General features: G+C 68.1%; 12 protein-coding genes and 1 pseudogene. 9 read left to right on the top strand and 4 right to left on the bottom strand.

Annotation, left to right across the window (positions count from 1 at the left end; genetic code table 11):
• Nucleotides 1-272 precede the first annotated feature (272 nt).
• A complete protein-coding gene (locus VGD70_RS22030) occupies nt 273-1,793 on the top strand; it encodes a BTAD domain-containing putative transcriptional regulator (protein WP_331084258.1) in 1,521 nt (506 codons plus the stop codon).
• A gap of 232 nt (nt 1,794-2,025) precedes the next feature.
• Entirely contained in the window at nt 2,026-2,994 is a 969-nt protein-coding gene (locus tag VGD70_RS22025) for a helix-turn-helix domain-containing protein (protein ID WP_331084256.1), read from the top strand.
• Nucleotides 2,995-3,005: 11 nt separating this feature from the next.
• On the opposite strand, the gene VGD70_RS22020 is transcribed toward VGD70_RS22025, so the two are convergent.
• The gene (locus VGD70_RS22020) at nt 3,006-3,680 is read right to left on the bottom strand and encodes a peroxiredoxin-like family protein (RefSeq protein ID WP_331084254.1); all 675 of its coding nucleotides are present in this window, start codon (nt 3,678-3,680) and stop codon (nt 3,006-3,008) included.
• Between the two features lie 150 nt (nt 3,681-3,830).
• Here VGD70_RS22020 and car point away from each other — a divergent pair, with 150 nt between their 5' ends.
• From car to VGD70_RS22005, 3 genes are all read left to right on the top strand, one after another.
• Nucleotides 3,831-7,292, top strand: a complete 3,462-nt coding sequence (car, locus tag VGD70_RS22015; protein ID WP_331084252.1) for a carboxylic acid reductase — start codon at nt 3,831-3,833, stop codon at nt 7,290-7,292.
• Nucleotides 7,293-7,503: 211 nt separating this feature from the next.
• Complete coding sequence (locus VGD70_RS22010) at nt 7,504-8,502, top strand: DUF3068 domain-containing protein (RefSeq protein ID WP_331084251.1); 999 nt, start codon at nt 7,504-7,506, stop codon at nt 8,500-8,502.
• Between the two features lie 169 nt (nt 8,503-8,671).
• A complete protein-coding gene (locus tag VGD70_RS22005) occupies nt 8,672-9,577 on the top strand; it encodes an AraC family transcriptional regulator (protein ID WP_331084250.1) in 906 nt (301 codons plus the stop codon).
• 21 nt (nt 9,578-9,598) lie between these two features.
• Here the strand turns inward: VGD70_RS22005 and VGD70_RS36990 are convergent.
• A pseudogene (locus tag VGD70_RS36990) lies at nt 9,599-9,684 on the bottom strand (IS5/IS1182 family transposase); the annotation flags it as partial.
• 250 nt (nt 9,685-9,934) lie between these two features.
• Between VGD70_RS36990 and VGD70_RS22000 the strand changes: the two are divergent.
• From VGD70_RS22000 to VGD70_RS21990, 3 genes are all read left to right on the top strand, one after another.
• A complete protein-coding gene (locus VGD70_RS22000; protein ID WP_331084248.1) occupies nt 9,935-10,384 on the top strand; it encodes a nitroreductase/quinone reductase family protein in 450 nt (149 codons plus the stop codon).
• A 157-nt stretch (nt 10,385-10,541) separates the two neighbouring features.
• Nucleotides 10,542-11,957, top strand: coding sequence for an aldehyde dehydrogenase family protein (locus VGD70_RS21995; protein ID WP_331084246.1), 1,416 nt, complete (start codon nt 10,542-10,544; stop codon nt 11,955-11,957).
• Between the two features lie 138 nt (nt 11,958-12,095).
• Nucleotides 12,096-12,365, top strand: coding sequence for a hypothetical protein (locus tag VGD70_RS21990; RefSeq protein WP_331084244.1), 270 nt, complete (start codon nt 12,096-12,098; stop codon nt 12,363-12,365).
• A gap of 183 nt (nt 12,366-12,548) precedes the next feature.
• Here the strand turns inward: VGD70_RS21990 and VGD70_RS21985 are convergent, their stop codons facing one another.
• Both VGD70_RS21985 and VGD70_RS21980 read right to left on the bottom strand, forming a co-directional pair.
• On the bottom strand, nt 12,549-12,770 hold the full coding sequence (locus tag VGD70_RS21985) for a hypothetical protein (protein WP_331084242.1): 222 nt from the start codon (nt 12,768-12,770) through the stop codon (nt 12,549-12,551).
• 151 nt (nt 12,771-12,921) lie between these two features.
• Nucleotides 12,922-13,392, bottom strand: coding sequence for a hypothetical protein (locus tag VGD70_RS21980; RefSeq protein ID WP_331084240.1), 471 nt, complete (start codon nt 13,390-13,392; stop codon nt 12,922-12,924).
• Nucleotides 13,393-13,521: 129 nt separating this feature from the next.
• Here VGD70_RS21980 and VGD70_RS21975 point away from each other — a divergent pair, with 129 nt between their 5' ends.
• A complete protein-coding gene (locus VGD70_RS21975; RefSeq protein ID WP_331084238.1) occupies nt 13,522-15,867 on the top strand; it encodes a WD40/YVTN/BNR-like repeat-containing protein in 2,346 nt (781 codons plus the stop codon).
• The last annotated feature ends 27 nt before the right edge of the window (nt 15,868-15,894 follow it).

Here is a 15,894-nt window from a genome sequence, read left to right as displayed (position 1 = left end):
CCGCAATCGTAGCGACTACCGCGAACCGACGAGTTGACGTTGTGCCAGGCATTGAGTGTGCTTTCTGCTGACGGGCCGAATTCGACACTCGACGGTATCAACCGAGCCGGCCGGTTTTTTGGCTCTCTCTGCAACCTTCTTGTCCACGCGTGCAAACCGTCACGGCTGTGAACAAGAGAACACCGCACGCAGGCCAATCCCGCCCGGCTGACTCGATACTGTGGTTCGTATTGACACCCGTCAGACGGGAAGCCGCCGAGCAAAGGACAGCGGTGAGTTCTGTGGCCTTGGCGTACGGACTGCTCGGACCGGTACACGTATCCCACGACGGGCGCTCGCTCGACCTGGGGACGCCGCAACAGTGCGCGGTACTGGGACTGTTCTTGCTTGCGGAGGGCCGCGCGCTGTCGCTCGAGCAGCTCGTCGACGGTCTGTGGGGAGTCGGCGCGCCTGCTTCGGCCGTGGCGACGGTCCGGACCTATCTGTCCCGTTTGCGGCGCGTCTTGCCGAGCGATCGGCCAGGATCGAGCATCGCCTCTGTGCGTGGTGGTTACCGATTGTCGGTCGAGCCCGGGTCGCTGGATCTGACCCTGTTCGCCCGGCGGGTTCGGCGTGCTCGCCAGGCACGCGAAGCCGGCGATCTTCTCCGGGCGGTGACGGAGCTGCGTACGGGCCTTGCGCTGTGGCGGGGCGAAGCGCTCGGCGGGGCCAGGGGCGAGTACGTCAGCGCCGAGCGCGATCGGCTGGAGGCGCTGCGCCTGCTCGCGCTGCAGGACCGCATCGCGCTGGACATCGAGCTGGCGCGGCATGCGGAGGTGCTGCCGGAGCTGGTGACGCTGACGCGGTCGCATCCGTTGGACGAGCGGTTGCGGCAGTTGCACATGCTCGCGCTCCACCGCACCGGGCGGCAGGCTGATGCCCTGCAGGTGTACCGGGACGTGCACACGTTGCTCGTCGCGGAGCTCGGTATCGAGCCGGGAGGGGACCTGCGAGCATTGCACAGTCGGATACTGCGTGCCGACCCGGACCTCGATGGCCCGGTCCGACCGCCCGCCGAGAGAGTCGGTCGCGCCTCGCTCAGCCTTGCCGAGGACGACGGCGACGGCGACGCCCAGTGGACGACATCGGAGGGGCGTTGGCCGACTCCTGTCCAGGGCTTGCTGGCCGCGCGCCTACGGGCAGGTCGCGAGCGCGGCTTCGTCGGCCGGGGCGTGGAGCGAGCGTTGTTCGCCTCTGCGTTGGATCGGGCGGAGCAGCGCTTCGCCGCGCTGTATCTGTATGGCCCGCCCGGGATCGGGAAGTCCGCCTTGCTGCGGCAGCTGGCGGACGACGCGACGGCGGCCCGCCGACGCGTCGTGCCCGTTTGTGGTCGTGTCGTCGGCGCTTCGGTGGCGGCGTTTGTCGAGGCGGCGTCGCCTGCGTTGGCCGATCCGCGAGCGGTGCTGATGATCGATGCCTTCGAGCGGTGCGGTGAGCTGGAAGGGTGGCTGCGCGAGCAGTTCCTGCCCCAGCTGCCCGACGGTGTTCTGGTAGCGCTGGCCGGGCGGCAACCGCCGGAGCCGGCGTGGCGGACCGACCCGTCCTGGTCCGGCGCCCTGCTGGTGCGCGGCCTCGGCGACCTGTCTCGGCCCGAGGCCGATCAGCTGTTGGCATCGCGCGGAGTGCCAGCCGGAGCCCGCAAGTCGGTGGCGGCATTCTTCGGCGGGCATCCACTGGCCCTGTCGTTGGCCGCCGACATGGCCCGGCGTCGCGGTTCCGCGACCAGCCGCGGCGACCGGAGGCGAGGTGCTTGAGGCGTTGCTCACCGAGTCGACCGAGACGGTGCCTTCCCCCGGCCACCGGATGGCCCTGCACGGCTGTGCCCACGCCGATAGGACCAGCTCGCGTCAGGTGCTCGGCCGGCCGAGAGCCCGCCGGCCGCTGTGTCGTCGCGGCCTGTGCGTGTCTCCGCTACCGGTTGGCAGGTACGCGCAATAGGTGCCAGCAGGAATCCGTGCCGTCGACTTGTGGTCGTAGCCTGGAGCCGTGGTGGCTGACATGGAGCGGGGCCGCGGGTACGAGCGGCGTTGGAACGTGGGCGAGATCTCTCCTCGCGACCGATTCGCCGCCTGGTGCGAAATCCTGTCGACGACGCATCTCGCGTTCGCCACGGACATTTCCCGGCGGCTGCGCGACGACTTCGCGGCCGACGTCCGCGAGCAGGCCCTCGGCTCCATGTCCCTTGTGGACACGTCCGTGCTGCCGCACCGCGGGCAGCGGACCCGGCGGCAGGTGTCGGCGAACACCCGGGACGTCATCGGCCTGCATTTCGTCGAGTCCGGCAGGCAGGCCGTCGGTCTCGGCGACCAGCGCGTGATACTCGGGCCGGGGGACGCGATGATCTGGGATGGCGCGGCGACCGGGGAGTACGAAATCCTGGAACCGTTGACCAAGAAGACGTTGATAGTCCCGCGTGCGGTGGCCGCGACGGTGCTGCCGAGCTATCGGAACTCCTTCGTCAAGGTCCTGCCCAAGGAGCATCCGCCGACTCGGGCGCTCATCTCCGTTCTCTCCCTGCTGAGCGAACAGTTGCCGACGATGGACGCCGGAGCGCGCGAGGCGTCCGCCGCACTGGTGTGCGAACTGCTGAAACCGCTGGATTCCCTACACGGCAGGGGTGAGCCGGCGCCGCCGAGACCGAGGCTGGAGCTGCGGGAGCGGGCGCTGGACTACATCGACACCCGACTCGGTGACCCGAAACTGGCGCCCGCCACGGTCGCGGCCGCCCACGGGGTGTCGGTGCGCACGCTGTACAACGCCCTCGACTCGCTGGGCGTGACGTTGGCCGCCTACATCAGGACCCGACGGCTGGCGCGCAGCCACGACGATCTGGTTTTCGGTTCCGATCCGGTGGGACTGATCGCGCGCCGCTGGGGATTCTCGAGCCTGGCCCACTTCAGCAGGGTCTTCCAGCAGCATTACGGTGTGTCGCCGAGCCGGGTACGTCGCCGGTGAGGCCGATCGGGTCATGCCGGTGTTCGTAGCGCGGCGATGACGGCCGCCGGATCAGCCCGGTACATGTAGTTCGGGTTGACGTAGGCGTACCGCACGACTCCCGCCGGATCGATCACGAACGTGCCCGGAATGGGCAGGGTGTTCTGGTCGGTGCCGTTGAACTGGGAAAGCGGGTGGCCGAGTTCGCGGTAGTCAGCCTGAAGATACTCGGGCAGTGCGAAGACGAGCCCGTATGATCTGGCGACCGTCAGGCCGACGTCGCTGAGCACCTCGTAGGTGAGCCCGTTCTTTTCGGCCGTCGACAGGGAATTGTCCGGAGTCTGCCCGGAGATGGCGACCAGGCGGGCCCCGAGTCGGGTGAGCTCCGCCGCGGACTGCTGCAGCGCACGGAGCTCGAGATTGCAGAAGGGGCACCAGATTCCCCGATAGAACGAGACGACGACAGCTCCCTCGTTCAGCAGTCGCTTGAGGGAGATGTCCTTGCCGGCGGCATTGGGCAGCGTGAAGTCAGGAGCGCGAGTGCCCACGCCCACGGCGCGATCGGCGGCTTTCGACTCGACCAGTGCCGCAGTGGCCTGGTCCATGTGTGCGGCCACCTCCGGCGGGATGACCTCGTCGCGTAGGCCCCGCAGCCGGGTGAGCTCCACGGTGAGGTCGTAAGGGTGATCGGGAATCAAGTTCTTCATTCGGCCGTCCCAGTCTCACAATTGTGCTGTCGGAAGTGACGCTAGACGCTGAGCCGGAATGACTTTTGTTTCTCCCTGCAAGCTTCTTGTCCACGCGTGCAACCGCGGAACGTCCACGAAACGTTTATCTCCGGAGGCGACGATCGAAGCATGGACCAGCAGGTGCGAGACGCCGTACCACTCGAAGAGATCACCGCCGCGATACGACAGCCCGGGACGTCGATCACGCGGATCGTCGCCACGGTCATGGAAGGCTACGCGGACCGGCCGGCTCTGGGGGAGCGGGCGAAGGAACTGGCCACGGATCCCGCGACGGGTCTCACGTCACTGCGCCTCCTGCCGCGGTTCGACACGATCAGCTACGGCGAGCTGTGGTCCCGGGTCGGCGCGGTCGCGGCCGAGTGGCACCACAACTCCGCCTATCCGTTGAGCGCGGGCGAGTTCGTCTGCGTCCTCGGCTTCACCAGCAGCGACTACACAACGATCGACCTGGCCTGCGTCCGGCTCGGCGCGGTTTGCGTGCCGCTGCAGTCCAGCGCCTCGGTGGGCCAACAGAAATCGATCATCGCGGAGACCGGGCCGCGCGTCCTCGCGTCCAGTGTGGAACTCCTGGACGCCGCCGTCGAGTGCGCGCTGGACAGCACGTCGCTGCGGCGCTTGGTCGTCTTCGACTACCACCCGGGAGTCGACGACCAGCGCGAAAAGGTCGAAGCCGCGCGCCGGCGTCTGGCGAACTCGGGTAGCCCGGTCGTCCTCGACGCGCTGGCCACCGTCGTCCAACGGGGACGGACCTTGCCGCCAGCGCCCCTGTTCGAGGCCGCCCCGGACGAGGACCGACTGGCCATGCTCCTTTACACGTCCGGAAGTACCGGGACGCCCAAGGGCGCCAGGTACACCGACCGGCTGCTCGGCAACCTGTGGCAAGGGATCGTGCCCAGGGCCGCCGACCTGCCCATCATCGGCATCAACTACCTGCCCATGAGCCATCTCATGGGCCGCGTGATGCTGTTCGGGGCGCTCGCCAGTGGCGGCACCTGCTTCTTCGTGGCCGGGAGTGACCTGTCGACGCTGTTCGAGGACGTCGCCCTCGTCCGGCCCACCGAACTGGCCATGCCGCCTCGCATCTGCGACATGCTGTTCCAGCGGTATCAGAGCGACGTGAACCGCAGGGCAGGCGATGCGGGCGACCGGGCCGCGATCGAGGCGGACGTGAAGGCGGAGCTGCGGGAGAAGGTCCTCGGCGGCCGTCTCCTGTGGGCGGGCACCTCGTCCGCACCACTGTCCGCCGAGATGTCCGCGTTCGTCGAGTCCTGTGTGGACGTTCCGCTGAACGACGTCTACGCCTCGACGGAAGCGGGCACGGTGCTGCTCGACGGAAAGGTGTCGCGGCCGCCGGTGCTGGACTACAAGCTCGTCGACGTTCCCGAGCTGGGCTACTTCCGCACGGACGCACCGCATCCACGGGGAGAGCTGCTGATCAGGACGCGGACCAGCATCTCCGGCTACTACAAGCGCCCCGACGTCACAGCGGAGATCTTCGACGAAGACGGCTACTACAGAACCGGCGACATCATGGCCGAGCTCGGGCCGGACGAGCTGGTCTACGTCGACCGTCGCAAGAACGTGCTCAAGCTGTCGCAGGGCGAGTTCGTGGCCGTGTCCCGGCTGGAGGCCGTCTTCGTCAACAGCCCCCTGGTGCGGCAGATCTTCGTCTACGGCAGCAGCGAACGCGCGTACCTGCTCGCGGTGATCGTGCCTACCGAGGACGCGATCAAGCGCACCCGCGACGTCGAGGATCTCAAGCCACTGTTGAGCGAGTCGCTGCGGCAGATCGCGAAGGGCGCGGAGCTGAGCTCCTACGAGGTCCCGCGCGATTTTCTGATCGAAACCGTGCCGTTCAGCATCGAGAACGGCCTACTCTCCGATGCCCGCAAGCTGCTGCGGCCGCGGCTCTCCGACCTGTACGGCGAGCGTCTGGAGCAGCTGTACGGCGAAATCGCCGAACGGGAGACGAGCGAGCTGCACGCGCTGCGTCACGTTGGTCGTGAGCAGCCGGTGTTCGACACCGTCATGCGGGCCGCTCAGACGCTGCTGGGGCACTCGACCAGTGCGCTGAGCGCCGACGCGCACTTCACGGACCTGGGCGGGGACTCCCTGTCGGCGTTGTCGTTTTCCAACCTGCTCGAGGAGATCTTCGATACCGAGGTTCCGGTGGGGGTCATCATCAACCCCGCGAACGACCTGCGGGACGTGGCGAACCACATCGAGACGGCGTTCAAGACCCGGGGGAGACGACCTGCGTTCGGGACCGTGCACCGCACCGGCGGCGCGCAGGTCCGGGCCAGCGACCTCACACTGGACAAGTTCATCGACGCCACGACGCTCGCCGAGGCGAGGACGATGCCGCGGCCGGATGGTCCCGTCCGCACCGTCCTCCTGACGGGTGCGAACGGTTACCTCGGCCGCTTCCTGTGCCTGGAATGGCTGGAACGGCTGGCGGAGACGGGCGGCAAGCTGATCTGCATTGTCCGGGGCAAGGACGCCGACGCGGCGAGGAAGCGGCTCGACGAGGCGTTCGACAGCGGTGACGCCGAACTGCTCCGCCATGTCCAGGACCTGGCCGCCGAGCATCTGGAGGTCCTCGCGGGCGACATCGTCGAACCGAACCTCGGCCTCGACGAGCGGACCTGGCAGCGACTGGCCGACACCGTCGACCTGATCGTGCACCCAGCAGCCCTGGTCAACCACGTCCTGCCCTACGAGCAGCTGTTCGCTCCCAACGTCGTCGGTACGGCCGAGCTGATCCGGATGGCGATGACCAAGCGGATCAAGCCGGTCACCTACGTGTCCACCGTGGCCGTGATCTCCGCGCAGGTGTCGGTCACCGACGAGGATGCCGACATCCGCGTCACCAGCCCGGTCCGTCAGCTCGACCAGAGCTACGCCAACGGCTACGCGACGAGCAAGTGGGCAGGCGAAGTCCTGCTCCGAGAGGCGCACGACCTGTGCGATCTGCCCGTGGCGGTCTTCAGGTCCGACATGATCCTCGCCCACAGCCGGTACACCGGGCAGCTGAACGTGCCCGACGTGTTCACCCGGCTACTGCTCAGCCTCATCAGCACCGGTATCGCACCACGTTCCTTCTACGACACCGACCCCGACGGCAACCGTCGGTCGGCACACTATGCCGGGCTCCCGGTCGACTTCACCGCCGAGGCGATCGCGACCTTGGGCGAGCAGGCCACCGAGGGGTACCGGACCTTCAACGTCCTCAACCCACACGATGACGGGATCTCGATCGACGTCTTCGTCGACTGGCTCAACGACGCCGGCCACGCCATCCAGCGGATCGACGACTACGAGCAATGGTTCACCCGCTTCGAGATCGCCCTCCGCGCCATGCCGGAGAAGCAGAGGCAGCACTCGCTGCTGCCGCTGCTGCACGCGTTCGCCCGGCCCAGTGCGGTGGTCCGCGGTTCCGGTATTCCCGCCGACCGCTTCCGCGCCGCCGTGCAGGCCGCGAAGATCGGGTCCGACAAGGACATCCCGCACGTGTCGGCGTCGCTCATCCGCAAGTACCCGACCGACCTGCGACAGCTGAACCTCAGCTGAGACAAGCCGGGAGCACGGCAGGTGAGCGGCGCGCCGACGAGCTGGTCGCCGTGCTGCCCGCGCGGGCGTGGCGACGACTGTCGGCCGGCGCCGGCGGTCACGGCCCGCGAGTACGACCGGGCTCGGCTGGAGCACTGGCCCTGGACGTCACGCGTATTAGCGCTATCTTTTATGAGATAGTCTAGATGGCCCACGCGGAACGAGGAAGTTCATGCGCCGAATTGTCAGCTATGTCCTGATTGGGATGGGCGTTTTCGGGGTCGTGCTCGGGTTGCTGCTGCGGTTCTACGCCTACCCGCGATTAGTCAAGCTCCCGCTGGACATGGACGTGGTGTCGGTCGCGCACGGCAGCGGCGTCACGTCGGTCGTGATCGACAGCGTCAACGGGGTGCCGATGCCGGAGATCCGGCACGACCTGAGCGTCACCTCGACCACGCACATCACCGGTGACCTGACCCAACCCGAGGTTGTCGAGGGCGGCGACATCTCGGTCTGGATCCAGGCGACCAGGACGGTCGACGACGGCAGCGGGATCCTGATCAACGCGTCCGTTCGGTCGTTGTGCATCGACCGGCACACCGGCGAGGCGGTGGCGCCGTGCGAGGGGCAGTACATCGAGGAGCAGCAGGGCAAGCGGGTCACCGCGGACCGGCACACCGTGCAGCAGCCCGGACTCAGCTTCTCGTTCCCGTTCGGCACCGAGCAGCACAGCTACCAGCTGTACGACGCGTTGTTGAAGCGCACCGTCGAGGCACGGTTCGACGGTACGGACAACATCAAGGGCGTCGACGTCTACCGGTTTGTCGCGGAGACGAAGCCGACCAAGCTCGGCGAGCAGGTCGTGCCGGGCTCGATGGTCGGCATGGAGGCGGACTCGGTGCCGGTGGACCAGTTCTACCAGGACCGGCGGACGATGTGGGTAGAGCCGGCCACCGGTGCGGTGATCGCGGCGGAGGACAAGGGCAAGCAGGAGCTGCTCGCACCCGGCCAGAGTCCCGGCGAGGGCACCACGGTCTACGAGGGCACCATGATCCTCAACGAGAAGAGCGTGGACGACAACGTCCGGGCGGCCAAGGACAGCACTGGAAAGCTCGGGTTGCTGACGTCCGGGCCGATCGTGCTGTGGATCGTCGGTGGCGTGCTGATCGTCGTCGGGGTGCCGCTGCTGGTCCGCAGCCCAAGCGGCAACCGCCGCCGCCGGCGATCGTGACGAGGCCGGACAAGGCGAAGACGGGGAATCGCGGGGGTGGTCTGCCGGAACGGTACGGGTCGTGGAAGGTCGGAGGCACCTTCGGCGGACGCTTTCATGAAGCTCGCGACTCCTTGCACGATCCTCTCGCCGCGGGCGGTGACCGCGAGTTTTGTGTTGCAATGGTGACATGTCTCTGGGCGAGCTTCGCGAACTGCTGGAACGGCATGTGGGTCCCGATTTGACCACGGCCATCGACGGCGTCCGGATCTGCAAGGTCGACCACACCGTTTCGCCGGAGTCCTCGATGTCCGGCACGGTGCTTGCGGTCGTCGCTCAGGGTGGCAAGCGTCTGGCACTGGGGGACCGGGTGTACGAGTACGGCCCTGGTCAGTACCTCGTTGCCTCGGTCGACCTCCCGGTGACGGGGCACGTCATCGATGCCACCCCGGGCCGCCCCGCGCTCGGTTTCGGGATGACTCTGGAGCCTGCCGCCATCGCGGAGCTGCTGCTGCAGGCCGGGCCGGGGGACCTGCCGCGGTCCCCGGGCACCGCACGGCCGGGAATCGCGGTCAGTGACGCCCCGGACGAGTTGCTTGACGCCATCGTGCGGCTGCTGCGCCTGCTTGACCGGCCACGGGACCGGAAGGCACTGGTCCCGCTGGTCAAGCGCGAGATCCTCTGGTGGTTGATGACCGGGGAACAAGGTGACGTCGTGCGTCAGCTCGGCCTGGCCGACAGCAGCCTGACGCACATCAGACGTGCTGTGCGGTGGATCCGGGAGAACTACACCCGGCCGTTCCGGGTCGAGGAAGTAGCCCAACTTTCGGGGATGAGTGTCTCCGCTTTCCACCGGAACTTCCAGGCGGTGACGGCGATGACCCCGATCCAGTTCCAGAAGCACATCCGGCTACAGGCGGCGAGATTGCTGCTGGCGAACCGTCCGAACGACATCACCGGCGTCGGCCACCGCGTCGGATACGACAGTCCGGCCCAGTTCAGCCGGGAGTACCGGCGCCAGTTCGGTGCCCCGCCCAGCATTGACGCGGTACGCATGCGGGACGGAGCCGGTCCCGCTGCCGCGGCACTGCCGTGAAAGCCGCCTGAGGGTGTCTCACAGCCAGGCGATGGATCGCTCGATCACCCAACGGTGTTTGCCCACTTTCCGACTGTCTCGATCCCTTTGCGGTAGATGCGGACGATAAGCGAAGAGGATTGTGCAACCACGCGAGAGGATCTTGCTGGCCCGGCGCCCGCGGCGTTGCTTTCATGGAGATACCGGAAAGTGTCACGGATTCCGGGGCAGTCACCACGAAGCAGGAGGCGGGTAATGAAGCTCGCCGACCAGTCACCGAAACGCCTTCAAGGGGAGAAGTATGAAGTACCGCACGCTGGGGCGGACTGGAATCGAGGACGGCGACGTGGCCCTCGACGACGAGCGGCAGACCGGACCGTGACCGTGAACGACGCCGTCATCCGCGCCCTCGACATCGGACCGGACTCCGCCGCGGCCGAGCGCACGATCGACATCACGACACTGGGCGCACGTAGCGGCACCCCGCGCCGCATCGAGATCTGGTTCCACCGCGTCGATGGTCGCTGGTACCTGACCGGCATGCCCGGGCCCCGCGGCTGGTACGCGAACGTGCGCGCCCATCCGCGGTTCGTCGTGCATCTCAAGCACGGGGTCACGGCCGACCTGCCCGCGACCGCGGCGCCTGTCGACGAGCCGACCCGGCGGCGGGTGATCACCGCGGTCCTCGACCTGCAAAACCGGCCCGAGATCGCGGCGCGGGTCAGCCGGCGCCAGAACTTCGACGACTGGTTCGCGCGCAGCCCGCTGGTCGAGATCGTGTTCGAGGACGAGCAGTTGCGGACAGCGTCCTCGACGCGGTCCGGATAGTTCCGAACCTCAGTGATCGGCGACGCCGGGTGCGGCGTCCCTTCCTGTCCAGGTGTGGGCCTTGACGTGCGCCCAACTGGCGCGGCGGGCCGCTGACCAGACAAACCGCCCGGCCCGCTCCGCGGGTTTCGGCGGCGAACAACTCCAGGAGACCACCATGCAAGAGAACGTGATCAACAAGATCTATCTCGACGGTGAGTTCGTCACCCCGCACGGCACGGAACTCGCCGACCTGTTCAATCCCACCACTGGGAAAGTGATCGGGCAGGTCCAGCTCGCCGACGAGGTGGATACGGCGGCGGCTGTCGCAGCGGCGAAGCGTGCGCTCCCGGCTTGGTCCGCGACATCGAAAGAAGAGCGGATCGCCGCGCTGCGCCGGCTTCAGGCCGCAGTCGCCGCGCGAAGGAACGAAATTCTGGAATCCATCCTCGTGGAGTACGGCGCGCCGCTGCGCAACTCTTATATGGTCGATACGACCGTCAGTGCGTTCGCCGACATGATCACGACCTTGGAGAGCTTCGACTTCACACGGAAAGTCGGCAAAGCGACCGTCGAGCTGGCGCCGGTCGGCGTCGCCGGCCTGATCACGCCGTGGAACTCCGACGCGTTCTTCATCTGCGACAAGCTCGCGACCGCTTTGGCAGCCGGCTGCACCGTCGTCATCAAGCCGAGCGAGATGAGTGCGACGCAGACCCACGTCGTGACCCAAGCACTCCACGAGGCCGGACTGCCCCGAGGTGTCTTCAACATCGTGACGGGGCGCGGCGATGTCGTCGGCACCGCAATCACCCGTCACCCCGACGTCGCCAAGATCTCCTTCACCGGCTCGACCGCGGTCGGCAAGATCATCCTTCGCGAGGCGGCCGAGACGATCAAGCGGGTGACGCTCGAACTCGGCGGAAAGTCTCCGTCGATCATCCTCGACGACGCCGATCTCGAGGAAGCCGTCACCGGCGCGCTCATGGCCGGGTTCGCCAACAGCGGCCAGGCGTGCGTCGCCGGCACCCGCATCCTCGTCCCGGAGAGCCGACTGGACGAGATGCTCGCCATCGCCACGGCGAAGATGGCTGACTTCCCAGCCGGCGATCCGCGCGACCAGGCGACCGCCATCGGTCCGATGGTGAGCGAACGGCAGTGGGAGCGTGTCCAGAGCTACATCCGTCGCGGTGTCGAGGAAGGCGCCCGGATCGTCGCTGGTGGACCCGACCGCCCGGAGGGACTTGCGGACGGGTATTTCGTGCGACCGACATTGTTCGCGGACGTCACCAACGACATGACGATCGCGCGCGAGGAAATCTTCGGGCCGGTGCTTTCGATCCTCACCTATCGCGACGAAGATCATGCCGTCGAGATCGCCAACGACACGGACTACGGCCTGCATGCCTATGTCTTTTCGTCGGATACCGCGCGAGCGCATCGCGTCGCGTCGCGGCTTGAGGCGGGCCGGGTGGCGATCAACGGTGCTATGGAGTCGTTGTCTCCGTTCGGGGGGTTCAAGCAGTCGGGCATCGGGCGGGAATACGGCACCTTCGGTCTTGAGGAATTTCTCGAAGCGCGGGCCGTGATGGCCTGACCGTCCAGGACCACGGCTTGATCGGCACAACTGGCGTGTCGGGTCCCGGTACGCGTGTCGGTGTACGTTCGCCCGGTGGGCGGCGCGAGGTGGGGGAATCGGCCGGTCCGTACCAAAGTCGCCCCATCGGAGGATGCGTTGACCGGGGACGTGTGGGGGCCGCTGCGGCGTCGGGTGGCGGTGTTCACCGGGGCCGGTGGGCCGCTGTTCGCGGCCTACGTGATCACGCACAGCTCCACACTGGAGGGGGTCGTGGTCGGGGTGCCGTTGGTGGCCGCCGGCGGGTTCGCGATCGGAGCGCTGGTTGCCGGGGCCGGGCGGCGTGCGGTCGAGCGGGTGTGGATCGCGCTCGGGCTGGTCGTGTTCGCGGTGGTGGCGTCGGTCGTGTTCGCGGCGCTGGGGATGTGATCGTGACGTCTGCTTCCGCGTGGCGCCGGGGCACCGCAAGGCCGTGCCCCGGCGCCATACCGCGCGGCGTTGAGGGTGTCGGAACTGGTGCACGCTGGCGTTCTTCGCCTTGCGTCAGAGCGCAATCGCGCCACCCGGGTGACGGAGGCCCGGACGCCATGGCCGCCCTCCTGCCCACTCGCACTAGCGAGCGGTGCGTCGCCCACTGCGCCACTTAGTGGCATACGGCCGCACGAACAAGCTCAGCCCGGTGAACAGGAGCAAGGCGAGCGGGAGCAGCGGCAGGTAGGACACCCAGACGACAGGCTCCTCCCGCGCCAAGGCGACGACACTGGCGACGACGGTGACCGTGAAGGCGATGGCCAGCCAGCGGTGGATCTGCCGAACCCACTTGTTCCAGTTCAATGGGACCTCCTCTGAAGACGAGCAAACCCACGCTCCGGCGACCTGCTCGTGGTCCGAGTCGAGATCGCACGAATGGTGGTGTCCATTGGCGGTCACGCTAGGTGCGGCCCGGGGGCCGGCGCTTCTCGATTCCTGACCGGTGTGGTCCCTGTTACGTCGCGGTAGGGACGGCCGTTGACGATGGCACGGCATCGGGGTCGACGAGGACGAGGTCGATGTCCCACTGGCCCTCGCATGCGGCCCGCCGCACGAGCGCCTGTCCCGCGGCGAAGGACCCGGAGGTGAAGAAGACCTCCGCCTCGAAACCCTCGTTGTCCATCCCGGCCGGGCGGTAGCCGGCGGCGGTCACCGCGTCCTGGATCAGCACCGTGACCTCGTCTAGGGGCTTGGTCGTCACCGCCTGCACCGTGAGGTGGCCGTCCGTGCGCACGACGTGGGTGACCGTGCCGATCCGGTCCAAGGACAGCGCGGCCGGCATGAGTGCGGTTTCCGCCGGGGGAGCGGGGTGCGGGGCCACACACGCCGCGGCCGCGTCGCCCCCGGACGCGCCCGCGCACCCCGCCAGGACGACCGACAACACGACCATCGCCGCCATCGACGGCAGGTGTCCACGTTCGACCATGGCGGTAACTCTAGGCAGCACTGGCAAAACAGGGAAAACACGGCACCGCCGCGGGCAGACGAATCGGACTTCTCGGGTGTTACCGTGGCGCGCGGCCGGCCCACTTGACCCTGGAGGCAACCCGTGGCGATGCGCAGCAGAAGACCGATCCTGGCCGCGACTGCCATCACCGTCCTGTTGGGCGCCGGCGCCGTCTCCGCCACTCCGGCCGGGAACGCCGGCACGAAGGCGCCGGTCGGCGCGGCGGCTACGGCCGACCCGTTGGGCGCCGAGGAGTGGATGTACGTCCAGCGCGCCAACGCCGACGGCTCCATCCCGGACGCCGCGGTCACCGAAGCGATCGCGCAGTCCGGCCAGATGGGTACGGCGGCCATGGGTTCGCCGAGCACCGACCAGGTGTGGGCCGGGCTCGGCCCGAGCAACATCGGCGGCCGCGTCCGTGACATCGCCGCCGACCCCACGACCAGGGGCGTCGTCTACATCGCCACCGGCACCGGCGGCCTCTGGCGGAGCGACGACGGTGGCGCGACCTTCGCGTCCGCGTGGGACAGCCAGCTGCCCCAGTCGATGGGCGCCGTCGCGGTCGACTCCCGGGGGGTCGTCTGGGCCGGCAGCGGCGAGCCGGACCACGGTGGCGGCTCCGCGTACTACGGCAAGGGCGTCTACAAGTCCGCCAACGGCGGTCGGACGTGGACCAACATGGGGCTGCGCAACGGCGACACGATCGGCCAGATCGTCGTCGACCCCCGCGACGACGACCGGGTGTTCGTCGCCGTCATGGGCGCGCTGCACGACACCGAGCCGACCCGCGGCCTGTTCATGACCGAGAACGGCGGGGCCAGCTGGCAGCGCGTCATCGTGCCCGACAGCGCCTCCACCGGTGCGATCGACGTGAGCATCAACAAGGCCGACCCCGACATCATGCTCGCCACCACCTGGGACAAGATCCGGGACGAGAAGTCGCGCATCTACGGCAAGAACTCCTTCGTCTACCGCTCCACCGACGGTGGCCGCACGTGGACGAACATCCACCGGGCGCCGCTCCCGCAGAGCGTCGACATCGAGGGGCAGCCGGTCACCGCGACCTACGTCGGCCGCATGGGCGTCGACTTCAGCGACACCGACCCCAACCGCGCGTACCTCATCTCGAGCACGGCGGGGGGCAACTTCAACGGCTTCTTCACCAGCACGGACGCCGGCGCGACCTGGACCCCGGTCGGCCCCACCAGCGGCGGCACCCTGCAGAGCATCAGCGGCGGGTTCGCCTGGTGGTTCGGCCGCGTCTACGTCGACCCGCTCGACCCGCAGCACGTCTTCGCCGCGGGCGTGAGCCTCGCCGAGAGCCGGGACGGTGGTCTCACGTGGACGACGTCGCAAACCCCGCACGCCGACCAGCACGGCCTCGAGTGGGATCCCTTCACACCGGGCAAGGTGTACCTCGGCAACGACGGTGGCTTCTACTGGTCGGCCGAGAACGGCGCCGCCCGCGGCCTGTGGGCCAAGACGCCGCACCTTGCCGTGACGCAGTTCTACGCGATGGACGTCTCGGTCCAGGACGGCTCGCGGGTCAACGCGGGCTCCCAGGACAACGGTTCGCTGAAGTCGTGGGCCGCCGACAACACCGTCAACGGCGACTGGTTCGGCTTCGTCGGCGGCGACGGGATGATGAACCGCATCGACCCGTCGAATGACCGGAAGTACTACGGCTGCTCGCAGAACGGTGGCTGCCGAGGCTTCGTGGACGGCGTCGGCTTCACCATGACGATTCCCGGCGCGCGCAAGAACTGGGTGGCTCCGCTCGAGTTCGCCGCCGACCCGCGGATCCTGTTCGGTGGCAGCGAGTTCGTCAACCGGATCAACACCGACGCCGGACAGCGCGGGTGGCAGCGGATCAGCCCGGACCTCACCGAGGGCACCGAGCCCCGCGCTCCCGGTTTCGGCACCGTCACGGCGATCGGCACGACGCCGGCCGACCCCAACCTCGTCTACGCCGGCACCGACAGCGGCCTGATGTGGGTCAGCCGCAACGCGATGGCCGCGCCCGACCAGGTGACCTGGGAGAAGCTGCAGAGCCCGGTCTTCCCTGGCCGCTGGGTCACCCGCGTCACCGTCGACCCGCAGGACCCGGACGTCGCGTGGGCCAGCTTCTCGGGCTGGCGCTCCGGTGACACGTACCCGCACCTCGTCATGACCCGCGACGGTGGCAAGGCATGGAGCGACATCACCGGCAAGCGCATCCCGCAGGCGCCCATCAACGATGTCATCCGCCACCCGTCGAAGAAGAACTGGCTCTTCATCGCCACCGACGTCGGCGTGTTCCGCACGACCAACCTCGGGAAGACGTGGGTCAAGGTGGGCGCGAACCTGCCGCTGGTGCCCATCAACGACATCGACCTGCCCGCCGGCAGCGACACGCTGTACGCCGCGACCTACGGGCGCGGCGTCTGGACGACCTCGCTCGCCGACGCGGACTGAGACAGGCGCAGCGCTGGCCCGGCAGGA

The organism is Actinophytocola sp. (assembly GCF_036402745.1).
Taxonomy (GTDB): Bacteria; Actinomycetota; Actinomycetes; order Mycobacteriales; family Pseudonocardiaceae; genus Actinophytocola.
This window is presented reverse-complemented; position numbering and strand designations above follow the sequence as displayed.